The sequence below is a fragment of the Paenibacillus apiarius genome, assembly GCF_017052585.1.
GTDB classification, from domain to species: Bacteria; Bacillota; Bacilli; order Paenibacillales; family Paenibacillaceae; genus Paenibacillus_B; species Paenibacillus_B apiarius.
In genome coordinates this window covers 5,349,362-5,369,164 of sequence record NZ_JAFFHZ010000001.1, presented here as the reverse complement: position 1 = coordinate 5,369,164, position 19,803 = coordinate 5,349,362, and the positions used below count along the sequence as shown (strand labels likewise).

Annotated in this window: 21 protein-coding genes; 3 read left to right on the top strand and 18 right to left on the bottom strand. The window is 45.4% G+C overall.

The annotated features are described in order from the left end of the window. Positions 1 to 23: 23 nt before the first annotated feature. The 5 genes from JSQ80_RS23815 to JSQ80_RS23795 form a co-directional block, all read right to left on the bottom strand. A complete protein-coding gene (locus JSQ80_RS23815; protein WP_206096959.1) occupies positions 24 to 1,817 on the bottom strand; it encodes an RICIN domain-containing protein in 1,794 nt (597 codons plus the stop codon). Positions 1,818 to 2,080: 263 nt separating this feature from the next. Continuing rightward, a complete protein-coding gene (locus JSQ80_RS23810) occupies positions 2,081 to 2,962 on the bottom strand; it encodes a methyl-accepting chemotaxis protein (protein WP_206096958.1) in 882 nt (293 codons plus the stop codon). A gap of 886 nt (positions 2,963 to 3,848) precedes the next feature. Further along, positions 3,849 to 5,309: a helix-turn-helix domain-containing protein gene (locus tag JSQ80_RS23805; protein ID WP_206096957.1), complete on the bottom strand. Its 1,461-nt coding sequence runs from the start codon at positions 5,307 to 5,309 to the stop codon at positions 3,849 to 3,851. Positions 5,310 to 5,508: 199 nt separating this feature from the next. Continuing rightward, the gene (locus JSQ80_RS23800) at positions 5,509 to 5,661 is read right to left on the bottom strand and encodes a hypothetical protein (protein ID WP_206096956.1); all 153 of its coding nucleotides are present in this window, start codon (positions 5,659 to 5,661) and stop codon (positions 5,509 to 5,511) included. 105 nt (positions 5,662 to 5,766) lie between these two features. Further along, entirely contained in the window at positions 5,767 to 6,657 is an 891-nt protein-coding gene (locus tag JSQ80_RS23795) for an NAD-dependent epimerase/dehydratase family protein (RefSeq protein ID WP_206096955.1), read from the bottom strand. A 453-nt stretch (positions 6,658 to 7,110) separates the two neighbouring features. On the opposite strand from JSQ80_RS23795, the gene JSQ80_RS23790 reads away from it, so the two are divergent. Further along, on the top strand, positions 7,111 to 9,177 hold the full coding sequence (locus tag JSQ80_RS23790) for a class I SAM-dependent methyltransferase (protein WP_206096954.1): 2,067 nt from the start codon (positions 7,111 to 7,113) through the stop codon (positions 9,175 to 9,177). Positions 9,178 to 9,241: 64 nt separating this feature from the next. Here JSQ80_RS23790 and JSQ80_RS23785 read toward each other — a convergent pair whose 3' ends face one another. Next, positions 9,242 to 10,111: an SDR family oxidoreductase gene (locus JSQ80_RS23785; RefSeq protein ID WP_206096953.1), complete on the bottom strand. Its 870-nt coding sequence runs from the start codon at positions 10,109 to 10,111 to the stop codon at positions 9,242 to 9,244. 124 nt (positions 10,112 to 10,235) lie between these two features. Between JSQ80_RS23785 and JSQ80_RS23780 the strand changes: the two genes are divergently transcribed. After that, positions 10,236 to 11,189 (top strand): WYL domain-containing protein, encoded by a 954-nt coding sequence (locus tag JSQ80_RS23780; RefSeq protein WP_206097724.1) that lies wholly within the window; start codon positions 10,236 to 10,238, stop codon positions 11,187 to 11,189. A gap of 15 nt (positions 11,190 to 11,204) precedes the next feature. Here JSQ80_RS23780 and JSQ80_RS23775 read toward each other — a convergent pair whose 3' ends face one another. The 9 genes from JSQ80_RS23775 to JSQ80_RS23735 all read right to left on the bottom strand — a co-directional run bounded on the left by JSQ80_RS23775 (position 11,205) and on the right by JSQ80_RS23735 (position 17,709). Then, entirely contained in the window at positions 11,205 to 12,095 is an 891-nt protein-coding gene (locus tag JSQ80_RS23775; protein WP_206096952.1) for a GNAT family N-acetyltransferase, read from the bottom strand. Between the two features lie 46 nt (positions 12,096 to 12,141). Next, positions 12,142 to 13,191 carry a phosphotransferase enzyme family protein gene (locus tag JSQ80_RS23770; protein WP_206096951.1) on the bottom strand — a complete coding sequence of 350 codons (1,050 nt, stop codon included), beginning with the start codon at positions 13,189 to 13,191 and terminating at the stop codon, positions 12,142 to 12,144. A 236-nt stretch (positions 13,192 to 13,427) separates the two neighbouring features. Beyond that, entirely contained in the window at positions 13,428 to 13,925 is a 498-nt protein-coding gene (locus JSQ80_RS23765; protein ID WP_206096950.1) for an NUDIX domain-containing protein, read from the bottom strand. Between the two features lie 17 nt (positions 13,926 to 13,942). Continuing rightward, positions 13,943 to 14,488, bottom strand: a complete 546-nt coding sequence (locus JSQ80_RS23760) for an NUDIX hydrolase (RefSeq protein ID WP_206097723.1) — start codon at positions 14,486 to 14,488, stop codon at positions 13,943 to 13,945. A 161-nt stretch (positions 14,489 to 14,649) separates the two neighbouring features. After that, positions 14,650 to 14,910, bottom strand: coding sequence for a hypothetical protein (locus JSQ80_RS23755; protein ID WP_206096949.1), 261 nt, complete (start codon positions 14,908 to 14,910; stop codon positions 14,650 to 14,652). Between the two features lie 73 nt (positions 14,911 to 14,983). Next, a complete protein-coding gene (locus JSQ80_RS23750; RefSeq protein ID WP_206097722.1) occupies positions 14,984 to 15,526 on the bottom strand; it encodes a GNAT family N-acetyltransferase in 543 nt (180 codons plus the stop codon). A gap of 194 nt (positions 15,527 to 15,720) precedes the next feature. Next, positions 15,721 to 16,242 (bottom strand): hypothetical protein, encoded by a 522-nt coding sequence (locus JSQ80_RS23745; RefSeq protein ID WP_206096948.1) that lies wholly within the window; start codon positions 16,240 to 16,242, stop codon positions 15,721 to 15,723. A gap of 280 nt (positions 16,243 to 16,522) precedes the next feature. Next, positions 16,523 to 16,999: a GNAT family N-acetyltransferase gene (locus tag JSQ80_RS23740; protein WP_206096947.1), complete on the bottom strand. Its 477-nt coding sequence runs from the start codon at positions 16,997 to 16,999 to the stop codon at positions 16,523 to 16,525. A 470-nt stretch (positions 17,000 to 17,469) separates the two neighbouring features. After that, positions 17,470 to 17,709: a hypothetical protein gene (locus JSQ80_RS23735; protein ID WP_206096946.1), complete on the bottom strand. Its 240-nt coding sequence runs from the start codon at positions 17,707 to 17,709 to the stop codon at positions 17,470 to 17,472. A gap of 487 nt (positions 17,710 to 18,196) precedes the next feature. Here JSQ80_RS23735 and JSQ80_RS23730 point away from each other — a divergent pair, with 487 nt between their 5' ends. Continuing rightward, the gene (locus tag JSQ80_RS23730; protein WP_206096945.1) at positions 18,197 to 18,727 is read left to right on the top strand and encodes a DUF1572 family protein; all 531 of its coding nucleotides are present in this window, start codon (positions 18,197 to 18,199) and stop codon (positions 18,725 to 18,727) included. On the opposite strand, the gene JSQ80_RS23725 is transcribed toward JSQ80_RS23730, so the two are convergent. The 3 genes from JSQ80_RS23725 to JSQ80_RS23715 are packed head-to-tail and all read right to left on the bottom strand — an operon-like array spanning position 18,722 to position 19,735. Beyond that, positions 18,722 to 19,195 carry a GNAT family N-acetyltransferase gene (locus JSQ80_RS23725; RefSeq protein ID WP_206096944.1) on the bottom strand — a complete coding sequence of 158 codons (474 nt, stop codon included), beginning with the start codon at positions 19,193 to 19,195 and terminating at the stop codon, positions 18,722 to 18,724. The genes JSQ80_RS23730 and JSQ80_RS23725 overlap by 6 nt on opposite strands. Before the next feature lie 23 nt (positions 19,196 to 19,218). Continuing rightward, on the bottom strand, positions 19,219 to 19,413 hold the full coding sequence (locus JSQ80_RS23720) for a hypothetical protein (protein ID WP_206096943.1): 195 nt from the start codon (positions 19,411 to 19,413) through the stop codon (positions 19,219 to 19,221). A 31-nt stretch (positions 19,414 to 19,444) separates the two neighbouring features. Next, positions 19,445 to 19,735 carry a DUF5316 family protein gene (locus tag JSQ80_RS23715; protein ID WP_206096942.1) on the bottom strand — a complete coding sequence of 97 codons (291 nt, stop codon included), beginning with the start codon at positions 19,733 to 19,735 and terminating at the stop codon, positions 19,445 to 19,447. Positions 19,736 to 19,803: the final 68 nt, after the last annotated feature.

Here is a 19,803-nt window from a genome sequence, read left to right as displayed (position 1 = left end):
CAAAAAACCATTCGAAAGGGCTTTCAAACTTGTATCAATTTGAATTTTTGTGCTTTAATATACGGGCTGCTAAAATCATGTTGCTCATTTACTTTAATATTTGTGCCATTGTCAGTGTCAGCCTTATCTACATCCAAGACTAAATAAGGATACTTTTTATTCTTTAAAATATGATAACCGTCTCCTGTATCCTCAAGGAGCCAATAATGCTCATCTTTCCCTTGATTAGGCGTAGCAAATACATTCCTTGAGCCCATATAGTCATTCCAGGCTAATACTAGGCCCTCATCGTACATATTTATAAATTGATACGCCTTTTTCGTTTCATCATTGATAAGTTTCCATTTTTGGTTTAAAGCACCGCCGTATTGCCATAAATGAACATCCCCATTTTTTTGTAAAGACATATCAACGACACTTGAGTTATTTAAAGCGCTCACAATTTTGTAATTATTGGAATTTCCATTATTCAATTCAATACTTTTCACTAGTTTTTTTTCTTCCCAATTATTATTTGTTACTTTGTACACATTCATCGTATCCATATCATATTCTACGATCAAATAAGTAGATTGCGATGCACTACCCGATAAAAACACAGGTACCTTACCAAAAAATCTGCTTGCTGAATAAGTTCCTAAGCTTTTGTGATAATGTCCAGCAAATACAGCTTTCACATCATACTCTTCCAATAGGTCAATAAATCTCTGGCTTGGTCCCCCCGTCCAGCCGTCCGGTTTGTGTACATTTACAATAATTGGTTTACCAAGTTTCGAAGCATGTTTCAGATTTGCTTCTATCCAATCTAAGTTTTGATGGATCTCATAATAATTCGAATAGCTTCCTCCATATGCGTTCATGGTTGGATAATTGTTTAATTGTAGTGAATAGATTGTACCGAAATCAATTGCATAAGCAAAACTCCCCTTCCAAGGTTCACTCCAACTTGTAGAGGCTTTTTTTATATCATATTGGAATGTCGGCAAACCAAGTTTCTCAATATGACTCTTTAGCATCAACATCGATCCTCCAAAACATGCATCATCAGCGCAGTCACCCTGATTATTTTCAATATCGTGGTTGCCTAACCCAAAGTAGTAATTTCTGTTGAGTATAGGAAGAAGTGTATTAAGCATTTTGGTCCGTTGCCAAGAGTGCCCAAATGCCGTTATATCTCCATTGATAATAACAGCAGATTGTTGTTTCGTATTATTATACCTATTAATACTTTGATATTGCTCTCGTATTAACCTTTCAGACTCTCTTTCTTTCTCACTATCACTTTCTGGTACGTTATTATCCGTATTTTTGGTCCAAGGATATTGTGGATCTGAAGTAATTACTAAAGCTCTTCCTTTAGGAATAGGTTTAGTCAAGTCTGTACTCAAAGAAAACTCGTAATTATGTCCGCTTAGTACCTGAAGTGTATTTTCCCTTATAGTTAGATTAGGCAGTCGATGATGGTTATTCTTAAATATATATGTGTTGTTTTGAGTTTTCTCAACTCTCCAAAAACGTGTATACTGTATGTCTGCTGCAGGAATTCTAGATACAATTACAGAACTCCCATTATTTCTGTCCCATGCAAGATATCTATCCGTATTTGCTGGTTGGATAACATATCCGCCAATCCCTTGCCAATTAGGAGACTGATACCTAATATCCCATATTTGAGACTGCTCTCCAGCCCATTCTGCAATTACCGCTGACGTACCTTCATGTTGTAAAACTTTACTTTCTTTGCTGCCATCGATTTGTATTTTGTATGTGCCGTCTGGAAGAACATTAGTTGCTTTTTCATCAATTAATTTTTTCATGAGTACCCTCTCCTTTTTACGAGTCAAAAATATACACGGAAATAACCCTCACAATATTCAAATCACGATTACAAGCAAAGTATATCGGTAACTTTCTAAAAAACAGCACACATTTTTTCACCTATTAATGAAAAAATATATGCCTTAATATGAACGCTCTCGATCTTGTCGGGCCCGCTCTGCTAAAAAAAGAAAAACGGGACGTTCAGGAATGAAACCTGAAACGGCCCGTTTTATCGAGGTAAAAAAGCTCGGATTTCCTCTTATACTTTAAAGTAGGAAAGTTGAGAGCGAAGATCAGCAGCCATTTGAGTCAGTTCTCCGGTGGATGCAGAGATTACTTCCATCGAAGCGAGTTGCTCTTCTGTCGCCGCAGAAATATTTTGCGAACGGGAAGAGGAAAGTATAGCTGAATGGTTAACAGATTGAACCGTATTTTGTATTGCTTCGGCGTCAATTGTCATTTGATTTACGGAAGAGATCACCTTTTCAATATGGATGGCTACTTCTTCTACCGATTGCTTGATTCCCTCGAAAAGCTGTCCTGCATCGCCAACGGCGTTCACCCCGGCTATCACCTCATTTTTTGTCCTTTGCATGGACTGCACCGCCTCGGATGCTTCATCCTGTATCGCGTTAATTAAGTTGCCGATTTTATCCGCTGAATGAGAAGACTGTTCAGCAAGCTTGCGTACTTCGTTAGCTACAACCATATAGCTGCGTCCTCTGTCCCCTGCTCGCGCGGCCTCTATGGTAGCGTTTAATGCAAGCAGATTTGTTTGTTCTCCAATCTCTTTAATCAAGTCCATGATTTGCGCAATCTCGTTAGAACGCCGATTTAAACCTTGAATGGTAAGTTCGAGGTTAGATATAACTCGATGAATCGATTGCATCTGGTTTACGGCAGACTCAATAGCTTTATTTCCCTCCGTTGATTTATCGGATGCGTTCATTACGGCGTCGTTAACGGAGGCGACTTGAGTCGTGATTAACACATCCGCACCTTCCGCTATTTCCTGTACATTTTGTGCAATATGTTCACTTGCTGCACTCGTCTGAGATACGCTTTCGTTAAGCTGCTCGGTAAATGACGCTGCTTGTTTCGAGCTCACATCACGTAATTGCTCGGCTAAAATGATATTCAAGTTATTTACATATTAAACATGATCATCTATTTCATTTAAAATAGCGAGTCCTTTCGTCTGGACCCAATATAATGGAAGGCACTAAGCGCTCATTAATGATTTGTTCCGTGTTTTTCGTTAACGAATTCAAGACACTGATACTGATAATGTTAGAAATGGCGACAAATAGAATTAATGTGGTTACCAATAGTGACAACTTTTTTCCCGCCGAGATATTTCTCAGTTTCGTAATCATTCAATTCCACCTCTTTGTTGAAATAACTTGATTCAATTGAAAGCAAACGTTAAAAATCTTTTTAGAGCTATCCCCCTTCTTCCCTCTTTCATTAAGTCAATTGTTACATAGATATTTTTACGTACATTTCTCTTTTTTTGCCATTGAAGTAGAGAATAAATATACAAAATTACTTTTTAATTTACAGTAACCACTAGCGGGATATACGATCGCCAGCAAGGAATCATTATTCCACAGTAATAATTTTTTGGAGAAAGCACTTTGGTTTATTTGAAGGTCAAACATTTAGTGCAGCTACTTGCTGTTTGAGTTGTTTTACGATAGCTAGTTTTTTTGAAATATCATCTTCTCTGCAAAATGCTGAACACGATACAGGTCCATCGGCAAATTTTAAAGTGAAGTTCGCCTCTATTAAGCTCTCCTTCCTCATTAATTTTTCCATAACCTGTCGCTTTGAATTCCCATTTAGAAACAAGGAGAGCTTCCTATAATTCCCCATTTCGTAAAGTATGCTAACATCTATAGATAACAATAAAATATTTAAAATTAACATTTATGAGCAGAAAATGTGTAACTATATAATGGGAGATAATATGGATGAAATGACGGATGGGGAGAAGTGCGAAAGAGTAAAGAAAAAACGGGATCGTTTTAACCGTATTTACAATGATCAGACTCCCGTTTTAATGCATCTTGAATAATAGTAATATCATAGCTGGATGGTATTGGGTCTATATGGATGATAGGAATACCATTGGGAAGCAGAGTATAACTTTGCTGATTGGTTGTCACTATGATATCTATTTTTTTATTTGAGGCAAGATATTTCATCTCGTGGGCATGATTTGTAGTAACAATTTTGATTGGTCCGCAGATATTTTCAAGCAGCTTCAACTTAACATATCTCATAACACCGGTTTCACTTACATACAATAATATTGTTTTTTCTTTCTGCTGCATATTATAGCCTAGCTTGCTGGCGACAAAGAACATCGTAATGTCTGCCACATCATCATCCCTAATTGAATCTACATGATTAAAGTATTGGTGCATGGCCTCACGGACTGAGTTAAAAAGACTGAATTCACTATCTTTGATCTTTATAGTCTTTTGGCTAGCATTACTGTGAATTCCGGTAATCCATCTTATACTTGCGTATTTATAATAGTCATATAATTGTTGAAACAAAATTGGGTCGTTGGAAAAAGGCAACAATGTTTTTTCTTCTATGTGTTGAATAACTTTACTAACAGGCTCCGTATGACACTGCTCTAACATTTCATTAATAAGAGTCTTAGTGCTATCTGCTATTTTCCCCTCGGTTCGTGGTACACCAAGTATCAGAGCTGCTCCATATTGTAATTCATGAGAACTTACCCTTATATGCAGTTTTTTTAAATGTTCTTCAATAATTGGAATAATCCATCGAAATGAATCACTGGATTCGTAAACAAAGGTTGGATAAACAAATTTTGTAATGTGCTGTTTTTTTAAAAGGCGACTTTTCCAGATAGACAATACAATCGGAAGTTGGATATAAGAAGTGTCAGAAAACTTAAATCTCCCTTTTTGTTCAATTGATTTCATAAGAGTACATATCGATTTTAAAGTATCTTGTTGTATCCAAGCCGTACAGTTTTTATTCAGATAATAGTCAAAATAAAATTGTCGTAAATGAAACTCATTTCCATGAATTTTCACGGGTTTTGTACCTAATTTTAGGTGGTATTTTTTCAACTCATGTTTTAATATCTTTATAATTTTACTGATTGTACTCACACTATAAAATAATTTTTGGCTGAGTTCTATCAATGTACACCCTGACTCATTATGAATGAGATATGCTATTAGATTTTGAACTCTATCTGTTTCATTTAGTAACTGTCTAAATGGTACAATAGGTTGGTTAGAGGGACGATTTATATGAACCCCTTTGCCCCTCCGGCTTTCAATAAACCAAGTATCCGGTAAAAAAGACTTTAGTATTTCAAGATCATTTCTTATCGTACAAACGGAACAACCCAGCATCGCAGCTAATTGTTGGGTTGTAATCCAACTGTCATGCTCAACTAAATATTGGTATAAAGCAACAAGTCGATTTGAAGTTTTCACTTTCATTCACCTCTGATGTGTTCCATACTCACTACCTTCTTTTGGATATACGATTAAGGAGTGTAAACCAACTTTCATTATGGAGTATTCCAACAGAGCTGTTCATAGATAAAAAGTACTAAAGTTTATACTTTAGTACATGAACATATCTTCATAATATATAAGTTTATATTTTACCAAAAGAAGAACGTGATATTGGTTACTTATATTGCTTCTGCAAACTTTCGCTGCCCGCGTTGTTCAGGAGCCATTTCACTTTTGGATTGAGCGCCAATCCAGCCTTCTGCTGCTCAAAGCAAGGGTGTCCGATAACTGCCAACGGTGTCACAATGATCAACTCAGGCAGCAGCATCGGTGCTGCTGCCTGAGTTGATCAAATGCGGAGAGATCCCGCTTTCATTGCTGTTGACTCATTGGCAACCGTTAAAGAACTTCTCGACAGCGTGATTATCGTCCGTTATGCCCTCCCGGCCGCAATATCGCGAACGAGCGGCACGAACCAATCCCTCACATTGCGGAATGCAAATCCGTGCTGCTTCGCTTTCGCGGTATCCATGAACCAGCTGTCCGGCGCGCCGAATGGAGACTTATGCACATCGGGCAACTCGGACATATCGACAACGACGCGCGCCTGCTTTCCAACTGCTGCTTCGACAGCAGTGACGATGTCCCGCAGCGACAGTTCTCCTGTCGAGCATGCATTCACCGGCCCTTCCATAGCGTTGTCCTTCAGCCAGGCCAGGAATTCCGCCGCCTCGTCGGAGCTGATGAATGACAGCTTCGCGTCCAGAGAAGGAATGCCGATTGGCTCATCTTGCCGCACATGCTCAACGTGAAAATGGAGACGCTTCGTATAATCATCCGCTCCAAGCACGATCGGAAAACGGACCGCACAGACCGGAAACGAGGCTTTCTGCAATAGCACCGCTTCCGCGCAGCGCTTTCCTTCCTTATAGCTTAGCTCAGGTTGTACCTCCAATTGGATTGGGTGCGTATAGGGATTGAAGTCCGATTCGCTTCTTCGCTCCGGACCGAATTCGTAGACGGATAAGCTGGACGTCAATATGTATCGTTGTACCTTGCCGGCGAAGATGGCACAAGCTTCATCCGCTTCTTGCGGCGTGAAGCAGATATTATCGTATACAACATCCCATTGGGCTGTTCCAATAGCGGACTTGAACGCCGCGGAATCGGTGCGGTCCACCTCAATCCGCTTCACCGCATTCCCGAACGGATCCGCAGTCTTCCCTCTTGTCGCTATCGTCACGTCCGCGCCTTTGCGCAGCAACGCCTCCACCAGCTTTTTGCCGAAAAAGCGAGTTCCTCCCAAAATCAATACTTTGTTCATGATATCTGCCTCCTTCGTTCTTTTGCTTGCTTCGTCTTTTCCACATTATAAAGCACCGGAACTTTCCGGCACAGCCAGCAAGATCAATCTCCCTCCCCCTATGATCCGACAACGCCATTTCTGCGGCAAGCAGCTGGACGAACCGGTTTCCGACAGGTCGTGTCTTCTGCCACATGAATTGTCCGGCATCTCTTAATGTTGTAGTATATAAAGGATTCCTCCACCATGTTCATCTGCTAAATCCGCATGCAGCGGAAGCGCCAAACCGAGAGCATAGCCTCTCCAATATGTTGAGATAAGTAACGAAGGTGTGTCACACTCTCGTGAATAAATTCAATAGCTCAACTTATCTTGCTAATAATCCTGCTGACGTTAGTCAGCGTGCGACTTAAGGCGTCGGAGTATCAAAATATGAACATGTTCATGTCTATTCCATAGAAAAAGGTGAAGCACTTGCTGCAATCATTAGAAGCTATTCAATCCTACAGACAAGGCGAAACCGCGCTGCTGGCGGAGAACCGCTGGCTGGAATACATCGTGACGGCCGAGGAACGGATTGTCAATCTGGAACGGATTCAATCGCTGCGGCAGCTGGCGAATTCCAATCCGGTGCTCGACTATGTAGAGCGGACACTGCAAGAGTTGTCAGACACGCCCTTGTCCTTCTGGATTAAGGAAACGGTGGAAGAGACGCTGAAATGGTCCGAGATTGCCAAGGGCGGGACCTTGCGGCAGCGGATCGTCTGGCAGGAGCAAGGCGTATTGCTGTTCGCCCATAACATCGGCTCCGCTCAGATCTATAAGCAGCATGTCGAGGACAGCAGCCATGGGCGCAGCCAGCTTACGCATACGCTTATTTATACGCATGGACTTATCGGACAATATTTGCGCGGAGAAGTGCCCTTAATCGAAAACGCGCCCTTATATCAACTGGTAGAGCAAGGCATCGTATCACCCCGGGAACTGCGGGATCTGCTCCTGCCGCTGAATCGGTGCGTCATTGCCGCGGTCTCGCCTGAATTGTGGGATTCACTGAAGAGCCGGGTCGAGGACGTCATCGATCAGATCGTGACTGGACAATTCGATAAGGGGTACTCCTTGCAGGAGCGGTTCCGTCATCTGCGGGAGCTGTCTGGCCGCAGCGGCGAAAATGTAAAGGCTGAGCTGGCGAAGCTGGAAAGCCAACCGCATATCATGACCGCGCTCCGTGCATTGGACGACAAAACCTTATGGTTCGTCGAAGCGGCTTTACATGAGTTTTCGTTCGAAGAGTTCATCAAAATCTTTCTCTTGACCTTGGCTGCTCCGCAGACGGAGCATGTGCGCCATATTAGCTTCGAGCGGCTGATGAATGGCATGTATTACGAGTTCAAAGGCCGGAAGAAAATGAACGTCTACAAAAAACGGATGATCGAAAAGGCATTGCGGGACCTGACTTATGAGGATATAAGGAACCATCGCACGCCGGATAGTCCGCATCTGGCCTTCCGTATCGAACAACTTAATGAAGCTCGGGACAGTGTGTATGTGAACTTCGAATTTTCTGCCGCCGCGGAAAAATTGATAGCGTTCTGCATCGAAGCCGAGAAGACGCCGCTCTATGAGAAAGCAATTCTGATGCTGTTCGACTTGTTCGAATTGCGGCGCGACGCATACGATCGGTTCCATAATGAAGAGGACTATTTGTCCGATATGAACCGGTCGGCAGACTATAAGCAAGTTATTCTCGATTATGTGACCGGTGTCGGCGTGATCGATATCGGCCCTGGCGGAGGAGTCATGCTCGACTTGATTGAGGACCGTCTGCCAGGCAAACAGGCGCTCGGAATCGATATTTCGCAAAATGTCATCCAGGCGCTGGAGCGCAGGAAACAGCGTGAGAACCGGAGCTGGCGCGTCATGAAGGGCGATGCGCTTAATCTCAAGCAATATGTCGAGCCGGGAAGCATCGATACGATCATTTTCTCGTCCATCTTGCATGAGCTGTACTCTTATATCGAATATGAAGGAAGACGCTTCAACCATGACACGGTTGCGGCCGCCCTCCGGAGCGCCTTCGATGTCCTTCGGCCGGGCGGACGCATCATTATCCGCGACGGGATTATGAGCGAGCCAACGGATGAGATGCGGATCGTCGCGTTCCGCAAGGAAGATGGCATGTCCTGGCTGGAACGATATGCCAAAGATTTCGCGGGAAGGAAGATTCGATATGAGCGTTTGTCGCCGCGAGAAGCGTTAATGCCGATCAATGACGCCATGGAATTCCTGTATACGTACACTTGGGGACCTGAAGCATATGTCCACGAAGTCCAGGAGCAATTCGGTTATTTTACGCCGTCGCAATATGAGACTTTCATCGCGAAGACGTTGGGAGCCCGCGCTGCCATCATCAAGTGCGGCCATTACTTGCAAGACGGCTATACAGAGGCGCTTGCGCCGAAGGTCTCCTTCATGAACGAGCGGAGAGAGCCGGCTCCATTCCCCGACAGCACCTGTCTCATCGTCATCGAGAAGCAATAACGGCAAGCGCACAGAAAAGGCCGGTCCACTCAAGATTCGAGACCGGCCTTGATTCACATCGCAGTCAGAATCCTTGCTCGGCTGCGTATTTGCCCCAATGCGGGCGGCTGCCGTCGGCATCGGTGAACCCGTACTCATCCGATAGTCCCCACGTGCTGTACGATTTTCCTGACTTGTCCATCCGCTCCGGATCGGCCGCCAATGCAACTATGGCCTTCCCGATATAGGTTGGCGTCTCCGACATTAAGAAATGGGGATCTTGCCTCCCCGCCTCTCTCCAATTCTGCTCGTTTACGCCGAACTGGTCGAGCATCGCTTCCGACCGCAGAAACCCGGGAGTAACAGCAACTGCCGCAACTCCGTGTGGACGCAGGTCTTCTGCCATCGCCGCAGCCAGATGGATTGCCGACACCTTGGCAAGGCTGTAATACACGTTGCCCCGGTACCGATAATCCATGCCGTCGGTAATCTCGATAATAAGCCCGTGCCGCCGTGCAACCATTAGCGGCGCTCCGTAATAGCTCGTTATCATGTGCGAGTGAACGGCCTGCTGCTGCATGAGCAAGCCGTTCGCAAGCGAGTGCTCCCAGAAGCCTTTGCCCCACTCCGTGAGAGGATCTCCTCCCCACACATCATTCACCAATATATCGAGCTGTCCATTCTGTTCTTCTTTTATCCGTTCAAAGAGCGCCTTCACGTCTTTCTCCACCGTATGATCCACGCGTACAGGAATCCCCTTTCCTCCGTTCGCCGTCACCAATTCGGCCGTGTCTTCAATCGTTTCGCTCCTCCCCATGCTGGACAGCTGTCCGCGCGCACTGCGACCCGTGCAATAGACCGTCGCGCCCGCTTCTCCCAACATGGCGGCGATTCCCCGTCCTGCCCCGCGAGTCGCTCCAGCGACTACGGCGACTTGATTGCGCAATGGCTTCATCCTTGTCCTCCTCATCTCATTTGACTTCTGTTTTAGTTTATCCGAAAATATATGACAACTACTGTCATATTGGTCGTGACAGGAGGAGATGATATCGGATTCCATGAAGAAAAGAGGGATTATGGTGAGGGCCGATCGATTGCTGTCCATCTTGTTGCTGCTGCAAAACCACGGCAAAATGACATCCCGCGAGCTTGCTCGGCGGCTGGAGGTGTCCGAACGGACGATCTTTCGCGATATGGAAGCATTGTGTACGGCGGGAATTCCCGTCTATGCCGATCGCGGTTCCACTGGCGGATGGGCGCTCACGGAAGGATACCGGACGAGATTGACCGGGATGAAGGCGCAGGAGCTTATGTCGCTGCTGCTCATGAATTCATCTTCGCTGGTGGACGATCTCGGTCTGCGAGGCGAGTTCGACAGCGCCTGTCTTAAGCTATTGGCCGCATCGCCCGCCGAGCTGCGGCGAGATGCGGAAGTGGCCAGAGAACGCATTCATGTGGATGGAGCTGGCTGGCATCAGACGAGCGAATCGTCCACCTATTTGCCTGTCGTGCAAGAGGCCGTGTGGGAGGAGCGGACGCTGCGCATTGAATATGAGCGCCATGATGGCCTCGTGACACGAACCATTCATCCACTCGGGCTGGTGGCCAAGCGGAGCGTTTGGTACGTCGTGGCGGACACGGACGGCGGCTTGCGCTCCTACCGTTTGTCGCGTGTTCGGCATGCCGAACTGCTGGAGGAGGCATTTGCGCGTCCCGCCGGATTCGACTTGGCCGCCTATTGGGAACAATCAACCGCGCAATTCCAATCCAGCCTGCCGCGCTATCCGGCGCGTGTGCGCTTGAATGATCGGCTGCTGCCTCGCTTTACCCGTGAACGGTATGTCAAAGTGCTCCATACCGTGCCAGCCGATGACGGCTGGTCTGAAGCCGATGTCGAATTCGATACGCTCGATTCGGCAGCAGAGATGATTCTCGGCTTCGGTTCATTCATGGAGGCGATTGCTCCCGCCGAGCTGCGGAGCAGGGTCATCTCGGAAGCGAAAGCGATCCTGGCGAGATACAAGGAGCTGTAGCCGCATCGCAGCTATCTATGCTTGAGCCGTTATGGGGAACCGGATCGCGGCCGGAAAAGATACGCGGTCCGTCTTCACGAATAATGTATCCGATTGATCCCATTCGCTGGATTCCAGGTGGATGTCGTCGAAGTCCGGCGTAAAGTGGAAGATGATCCTGTATTCCCCCTCAGCGGCGAAATGGTCGGCCATATGAGGAATCCATTCATTTAACGAAAGCTTCCGTTCGGCAATGACATCATACACATGGATCTCTTGCTCTCGGCGTTCCGCGATGACGATGGCATCGCAGCCGTCAATATAATAAATATGATCGCCAAAAATATTCAGGCAGTACCAGAGCAATATCGATTCTGCGCGAACCGCTCCGCAGCGGTTAGACACCGGAATGCGGGCCGCTGCCTTCTGCGCGAGCAGTTCCCACTCCGCCGTCTCGTCGATATTCAGCTTGCGTGCCGCGCTCCGGCCGGTCTGTACGAGCGAATGATGCGAATAAAAAGCCGTTTCTCTTGCTCGGACGAATCCGAACTTGGGATAGAATTGCAACACTTCTGGATTCGCGAATAAATAGATGAAATCATAGTCCCGCTCGCGCTCGGACAATATTTTCTCCAGCAGCCGCCGTGCCAACCCGAGATTTCGGGCCTCCGGATGGGTCATGACCGTTCCAATCTGGAGCGCCTTGTACGGCCTGCCCTCCAACATATAATCCATATGGGTCACCGAAACATTTGCAACGATGTCGCACCCGTCATGGAAAGAGAAACAGACATGGCGATCGTCCCAGCAGCCTCGCCCATACCATGCCTCAAAATCGATGCCGAATACGGATTGCGCCAACCGGTTGAAGCTCCGTCTATATTTCGCAATATGTTTGTAATCACGAATGAAGGTGTGCTGGCTCATTAATAGTTTCTCCTTTTCCGTACATAACGCGCATTTCCTGCCGTCGTTACGATTCCAAGTAGTCCAACATATCATCCCGCGTCAATTCGCGATACATCCACTGCAGGCGCTCATTTACTTCCTGCCATAATCCCGCCTCCGCTTTGCCCAGGGTGATGTTCACTTTATCCCAGCGGAATGGCCGGATTATATTGTAGAACACATTGACGTGGCTGCGTTCCGCTTGTGTCAATGGATATTGCTCTGTATATCCGTCGAAGAAATATTTGAAGCGCTGCTCCATATATGCGCATTTCTCGCGGTCCAGCCATTCCTCCCGATAGCATTCAAAGCATAGAAAGATGCCTTCCTGCATCATGTAGGACAAAAATTTGTCGTTACCCGCCAGATTATAATCGATAAGGCCAGCCAGCCGCTGATTCCCATCAACCAGAATGTTGTTCATCGACAAGTCCCCTTGCACGCCACCAGCTGGCAAAGCGTGAAATACAGACTGCAGCTCCGCACGCTTGCGGTTGTAAATCTCCCATATTTCCTCAAGCAAGCGAGTGTCTGCTTCCGTGTCCTTTAACCCATCATACAATTGCAACGCATGTTCATAGTTCTCTTCTTCCGGATCGAACAGCACGTACGGACTGCTCCAGTCATACTGCATCCCGTTGCGAAGCGTGATCATATGCATGGTCCCCATGCAGCTTCCCAGCTGCCGCAGAAAATCAGGTGGCAGGTCCTCCATGTCCAGTTCCAGATCATCCATCGTCTTCTCCGGCATAAACTCCTCTGTCCAGATATAAAATAGATGCCCTTCCACCGTCATGGTCACCCTATAGCTTCCGGCTTCCGTTCGATAGAATTCCGGCGTATGAATGCCGTGCTGACGGTATGCAAGAGCCAAGTGCGCCCATCCGTCGATTTTGTCGCTATCGGTAGATGGGTCGCTGTAACACTTCACGACGACATGTCCATGATTCACTGTCGTGACGATTGCAATATACCGATATTCATCTTCCCAGCTATTGTCGATTAGTTTGTAAGCTTGCACGCGATCCTGAAAATATGATTTTAAAATTTGCTCGATATGTTCCTTTCTGATCATGTTCCGCTCCTTTGTCTTTTTCATTGCAGCTTCTCGCCACCCCGCAACATGCTGTCCGTCTACGTAATAATGGATGTGCTGTTGATATATCGTATTCCACAAAGTCCCAGAATGGCAAGTAAAATGAATACTCTATCATCATGAATGCCTCATTCTTTTTTGTTGATTTCGTCAAAACAGACAGAAAGAGCAGGCTCCGTGGCCACGGAATATCTGCTCTTCCCTCTGTATGATAACTATGAATCATGTCCAGCAGATTCTGATCCTCTTTTTGCAGCAAATTTGATTTTTCGTAACAATAAATCCTCGAAGACAGGTCTTTGAACGGTGCTTATCTCCTTTATATCAATTTGTTCCAAGGACTGAAATTCCAATGACAATGATTCATGGCTATTATCTTGATGCATCAACGTTTTCCCGTCCTCTGCCAGTTTTCCGTTTAGATTCACCTTTGCGTTGAACAGGAACATGACGATCGCGACCTCATTGCCGTCTGCATATGTATATTGCATGCGTTCCCCGCTATATATCGAGTACAACTCGTGCTGCTCCACGAAGAGACCTGTTTCCTCGTAGATTTCCCGAGTCATCGTTTCTTCAATCGCTTCTCCTGGCTCCATCCCGCCTCCAGGCAACCCCCAATTTCCATGATCCGAGCGCTTTTGCATCAGAATTCTGCCCCGCTGATCACGAATGATGGCCCCTGCAGTCACGATGATTTTGCATTTTTTCAAAACTTCCACCCTTTATTTTAAGTAATATAAACAGTATCCCGGTTAAATCTCAGCTCTCGCAATAATTCATCCCGCTGCTCCACATCATTCGAGATCCGTTCACACTCCGTGTGCACAATCCGACCATTACGGAAGTCGCAAAAATGCTCATAGCAATAAGAATCTCTCAAGAGCAGAGGCAAAAAATGAACGATATTCGTGGCGACGCCGACGTTATCACGATGCAAAATCCAATCGATATCCTTCCAGTCTAGTATGCCTTCTTCCGTCTTCAATGGAGTTGCGTATTCAAAATGATCTTCAACCTCGGCAAAGTATAAATACATTCCGCCAGCTCGATTCTGATCCACGGTCCAGGTCACGACGCCCTTGAAGCGGATTCCTTCATCCAATTGAATGCCTGTCTCCTCCTTCACCTCGCGGAGAATCGATTCTCTTGGTGTCTCGCCCGGCTCCAGCTTGCCGCCAACACCGTTCCACGCTCCCATCCACGCAGGTGCTTCCCGGTTCAGGAGCAGAATGTCGTTCTTTCTTTTAATAAAGCAAATCGTATATGCAAGCATGATATTCACCTATCTACCCCAAATATTAGTATTGTTTAGAGAGCATGCAACCCTCTAAAGAGCCCTCATACCTTTAATGATATTCTTTTTTCAGAACGTTTACAAATAACGCCAACCTAAAAAAGCCGCATTTCAGCGGCTTTCAGGCATGAAAATGAGTTTTATAAAGCCTCCACATATTCTTTGGCTTCTCTTAAGGAAAGGCCAAGAACTCTTCTCGCCTCTTTGACGGCTTCGATCTTTTTGCCTTCTGTCCTAAGAATACGCAATTCATTGTTAATCGGATGTTCAGGCACTCCGAACTGATTCGCGATCTGTTCTAAAGTATACTTCATGCTTCTCACCTGCGCTTGCAAGCTATTCACTTTTTCTGTAATCAGTAAAATGATAAACAGCAATAAAATAATGACCATGTATTCCATAGGAACCCTCCGGTGCCTCATCTAGTATGTTACTATACGGAACGCACCCGATATCATTTCCGAAGTGAAAATCCTAGCTAAACTCCCGCTTCAATATAGAAAAGATGACCGCATCGACGAATTGCCCCTTCTCGTAGAAGCATTCCCGCAGCCGTCCTTCTTCGCGCAGTCCGGCCTTCTCCAGCAATTTGCGCGAAGAGATATTATCCGGATCAATAAATGCCTCAATCCGGTGCAGCCCCATTTCTTCAAAACCGAATTTCATCACTTGCGCAATCGCTTCGGTCATAATACCTTGCCGCCAATATTCAGGGGTCAACTCATAGCCGATTTCCGCCTTGCGATGATCCTTGAACCAGTTGTGGAAGCCGCAAGTGCCGATAATGACATCGTCAGGCTTGTAGGTAATCCCCCACCGTATGCCTTGCTGCTCTTCATATCTCCGGTTCCAATTCGCTATCAGCTCTTCAGCCTGCCTCATTTCGACGAAGCTCTCCAAATCATAATATTGCGTAACTTCATCCTGTGAAAAGTAATGATAAAGCTCTTGGGCATCTTCCGCCCTTAACTGCCTTAACCTCAAGCGGTCTGTTTCTAGAATCGGGAACGATTTCATAATATGTATTGTCTCCTCTCGCTTCTGCTTCTCACTCAATAGGAATGATATCCTATTTCCGTGACATATCTGCTTGCAATTGTACCGAACGTCTTGATGAAGCGGTCCATGTCCTCATCAGAAGCCAATCGGCATTGCGTTTGCGGTACCTTGCACAAGATCTTCTTCTCCACGCCGTTCATATATTCCTGCTATCATCCTTCCAATTCCCGCTTTATGACGCGCAACATTTCAAATCTAATGATGGAACTGAACGGCGAAATCAACATCCAATAACGCGAAAACATCTTTTTGGCCTTCTTATTCGTGCCATACATTCTCGTTACCGTAATAACTTGTTGGATGTCATCCCCACAGAGTGACTCGATATAGAAATTCATAGCTATTTTTATAAAATTCGGTTCGCGGAACGCAATGAATTCATCAGGCGTCATAGGCAAAACATTTCCGTTCCACTTCCACGGTTGTCCGATGAGTCCAATAAAAATTTCGTCCCCGGTTTCTTCTAAAATGATTAACCCGTCCTCGATTAATTTTTCCAAGGTCAACAATTGGTTCGATACTCCGCGTATCGAGAACAGAGTTCTCATCAACCACGACTTGTCAAAATTGACATGGTGCAAAAGCGAGAGGATTTGCTGTTTGCTGCCATGTATCTGCTTGCTGTTCGCCATGGAATAATCGAATTCGGGCACATATTTATCAATTAACATCAAGGATATCACCCCCACTGTGAGGTCGTTTTCCGATGCGGAAATCAGCCGTGCATTTTTTTCTTTGGACTCTCCACAATGGGTAAAACGGGAGGATTGATGCTGTGCCGTATTCCATCATGTACTCCTCCTGCCGTGATGATCGTCCAACAATATCTCCTAGATTGCGGCTCTCGCCATCCTCTCTGACCACGCTTTTCGATAGTCTTCAACTGCGTTTCAATTGGAACGTAATCACTCGATTCTTCATGCGGCAATGTTAACTAGATGTCGTTACATAACGTTAATTCACAAATTGTTGTATTCTTTTCCCGTGTTCAATTCGATCGGAATAAGTGTTGTTCGTATATTGCCCTATGACATCTATCCAGAAGTCTTGTGCCGGTTTATTGCTTTCAAGCTGACATACTTCCCAATTCCCCGGAAACAAATCAAAGATATGTATTGCCGCTTGCCGGCCCAGCCCTGATCTCCGATATTTCTTCATGACAAAAAATTCAGCGATAGAGTAATAATCCTTGTCGAATGAACGGACGAAGCGCACAAGAACAAAACCAATATAATTGCCTTCAAATTGGATGTAAAACGGAACTTTTCCCTCTCCACCCCAATAAGAATCTAAATATGGGTATTCATCAAACTGTCCGCATTCATTGACATCGCAACGAACATATTCCGAAAAATCATAAAAATAGTATTGCATCAAATTTTTAAGGATGTCTTTTTCTTCTATTTCCATTTTTTGAATAACCAAGCTCATAATATGCTCATCCTTACTCTATTAGATGGGTTTCCCTCTATTTGCAGTTATCGGTATTATCATCCATTTAGTTAATATACGCTAGAAAATAATGTAATGTTGCACTTTTCTAAAATATTTTATAAACGATAACCTTTAAAAACTTCACCATATGCCGCTTAAACGAAACAGCTCTGGCTCTTTTTCAGCTCGGCAAAAGGGACGGGCGTACTTATTCAATCAACCAGACTATTGTGGGTACCGATAACCCAAAGGAGCGCTGGCTTCCCTCACACTGTTCGTTCTATGGAACAGCGCAGCGTCTATTCTTCTGTGGACCAGAGCCGTCACATGTCATCTTCAGGTCCAACCAAGTTCACTCGTTCATGTCCCTGTCCCGCATATACCATCAGGCATGATTTTATGCTATTTATTTATTATGGAATACACGGCCCATTCCTACAAGTAATTTTTTCCTTATATCTCTATTTTCATGATACAATACAAATGTAGGGCGGATATCTGATGCTAAACACGGCTTGCGGCATATCCGAGAGGAAGCATTGCTTCGTCATTTGGATGAGACAGAGCGGTATCTGATGGAACGAAGTCGGCAGCACAGCACTTCTGTCTTGCACGCTGCAATACGGGATATTGAGGATGATGCCGAGCTTTGCACATTCATCTCCTTGCGGTACGAACGTTTTCTGAATCTGGTTCCGTTTGCTCATATGCGTCTGGGATCCTATATCAGGAAGCACTCGCACGAGTTTGTGTTTATACGAATGATACGAGAGAACTGTTGGTTAGTGAGGTGATATTCTCTCCGTCCGGCGTTTCCGCTCACTATCCCTTTCAGTCAGTAACAACGATTCCAGCATTGCCCAAGTGCTCTACCGTTTGATGTTTTAGTGGGAGGGAACGTCTCCGACTGCAATTATACAGTTAAGAGTTCCCCTTTTGCGTCTTTCGTCACGCTCGACTGCAATCGTGCAGTTCATTTCCACATAATCGCATAAATAATGGTAATCCCCTCGCTTTAACCTGCACATTTGCAGTTCAAACACCGAAAAGGGCGCTATTTCCCAAAAACAACTGCACAAATGCAGTTCGCCGGCTCCTCTACTGGAAATCGTCCAACAGCATGTCTCAAGCACTAGGTCAGAAATTATTTTCCATATATAATGAACTACAAAACCGTCTCGGAGGTACCGCTCCATGTCAAATGATAAAAATGTTGGAATGGAATATTTACGTGTCGTTATTAGTAGATTCAATGCTCTCAAAGCAAACGCCGAGCGCGCGCTGGAACAGCTGCAAAGCGATCACATTCACTGGTCCTTGAATGAAGAATCGAACAGCATTGCGGTCATTGTGCAGCATATGAGCGGGAACATGCTCTCCCGGTGGACCGACTTCCTGAACAGCGATGGCGAGAAGCCGAATCGCAACCGGGATGATGAATTTGTTGATTCCATACAGTCGATGGAGGAACTCTTGCAAATATGGAACCGGGGGTGGGGCGTCTTTCTTGATGCCCTGCAAGCATTGACTGGCGCAGATCTGCTGAAAATCGTCCACATACGTAACGAGCCCCATACCGTTATGGAAGCCATTGAACGCCAAATGTCCCACTACTCGTATCACGTCGGCCAGATTGTCTTCATCGCCAAACAGTTGAAATCAGATGCGTGGAACACGTTGTCCATTCCGCGTGAGGCCCCCCTATCAAGGGCTGACGGGTTATAGTGTTTTAACAAATAAAACTCTATCTTGATTCGGACCGTCATAATCAGTGTGTACAGCAACTCCGTTCATTTCTTTCTCTCCGTTTTTTTCGATTGCAAATCCTATTTTCGTATGAAATGCAATTGAAACTTTGTTCACTGGTGAAGTTACACAACGGACGGTTTCAACCCCGTTTCTCTTAGCGTGATCAAAGAAGGTTTCATAAAGTTTGCGGCCAATGCCATGTTGGCGGTATTGCGGATGCAGGCCAACAAAATGAATATAGGCCTCTTTATTGTTGGTTTGAGACAAAAATCCAATAAGGAAACCAATAACCTTTTCGTTTTCTTCAACTATATAGCTGGTATTTTGAAAATAATCAAAGAATAGCTTCGGTAACATATCAGCCATTTGACGACCATTCCACCACTCATTTATAACTGGAATAATCATCTTGTAGTCTGAAGCTTTGACGTTTCTAATATTCATGCAATCCTCCGCCAAATAGGATATTAATCACTATGGTTTTGCTGCTTCGACTGCTGAATCTCGCTGCGCAGCTGCCGGACTTCATTCTGCAGATCGTCTAGCTTCTGAACAAGCTTAGAACGGTTGATTCCGTAACTGATCGCTGCGGCAACCAGAAAAAAACCGATCCCCCAGACGAGAATGAACACAATAATACCGGATGAATTCATGAACGACATCAATTCCCCTCCTCTCAGTTCGATATGTCCGTCATTTTAACAACGCAAAAATGAATATCGCTACGAACAGAAATGGAAGGCACGCAAGGAAGGCAACATGACCCCATCGGTTACGAAACTGCCGGTCTTCATCCGTGCTGGAGTGATCATTCGCTCTCAACCGATCCCCGCCTATGAAGGCGCCGGACAACAAAGCTCCAATCCCCAGCAAAATAACGCCGATCCATGCATTGCTCTCTGCGGTCAATGCCCAACCACCCATTGCATAAGTAATGAGTGACAGAACCAGACATGTCAGCACGGAAATTCCGAAGTAATTCATATGCCCGCTCCCTCCTGCAGGATCTCCTATCCCGTATCGTTGAGGTTGCATCCCTCAAAACCGTATCG

Excerpts from the sequence above, each read along its gene's own strand:
- JSQ80_RS23730 (WP_206096945.1), top strand. The coding sequence starts at position 18,197 with ATGTCAAATGATAAAAATGTTGGAATGGAATATTTACGTGTCGTTATT.
- JSQ80_RS23755 (WP_206096949.1), bottom strand. The coding sequence starts at position 14,910 with ATGGAATACATGGTCATTATTTTATTGCTGTTTATCATTTTACTGATT.
- JSQ80_RS23815 (WP_206096959.1), bottom strand. The coding sequence starts at position 1,817 with ATGAAAAAATTAATTGATGAAAAAGCAACTAATGTTCTTCCAGACGGC.
- JSQ80_RS23770 (WP_206096951.1), bottom strand. The coding sequence starts at position 13,191 with ATGATCAGAAAGGAACATATCGAGCAAATTTTAAAATCATATTTTCAG.
- JSQ80_RS23720 (WP_206096943.1), bottom strand. The coding sequence starts at position 19,413 with ATGTCGTTCATGAATTCATCCGGTATTATTGTGTTCATTCTCGTCTGG.
- JSQ80_RS23795 (WP_206096955.1), bottom strand. The coding sequence starts at position 6,657 with ATGAACAAAGTATTGATTTTGGGAGGAACTCGCTTTTTCGGCAAAAAG.
- JSQ80_RS23725 (WP_206096944.1), bottom strand. The coding sequence starts at position 19,195 with ATGAATATTAGAAACGTCAAAGCTTCAGACTACAAGATGATTATTCCA.
- JSQ80_RS23760 (WP_206097723.1), bottom strand. The coding sequence starts at position 14,488 with ATGCTTGCATATACGATTTGCTTTATTAAAAGAAAGAACGACATTCTG.
- JSQ80_RS23775 (WP_206096952.1), bottom strand. The coding sequence starts at position 12,095 with ATGAGCCAGCACACCTTCATTCGTGATTACAAACATATTGCGAAATAT.
- JSQ80_RS23800 (WP_206096956.1), bottom strand. The coding sequence starts at position 5,661 with ATGCTGCTGCCTGAGTTGATCATTGTGACACCGTTGGCAGTTATCGGA.
- JSQ80_RS23740 (WP_206096947.1), bottom strand. The coding sequence starts at position 16,999 with ATGAGCTTGGTTATTCAAAAAATGGAAATAGAAGAAAAAGACATCCTT.
- JSQ80_RS23735 (WP_206096946.1), bottom strand. The coding sequence starts at position 17,709 with ATGAGCAAACGGAACCAGATTCAGAAAACGTTCGTACCGCAAGGAGAT.
- JSQ80_RS23785 (WP_206096953.1), bottom strand. The coding sequence starts at position 10,111 with ATGAAGCCATTGCGCAATCAAGTCGCCGTAGTCGCTGGAGCGACTCGC.
- JSQ80_RS23715 (WP_206096942.1), bottom strand. The coding sequence starts at position 19,735 with ATGAATTACTTCGGAATTTCCGTGCTGACATGTCTGGTTCTGTCACTC.
- JSQ80_RS23750 (WP_206097722.1), bottom strand. The coding sequence starts at position 15,526 with ATGAAATCGTTCCCGATTCTAGAAACAGACCGCTTGAGGTTAAGGCAG.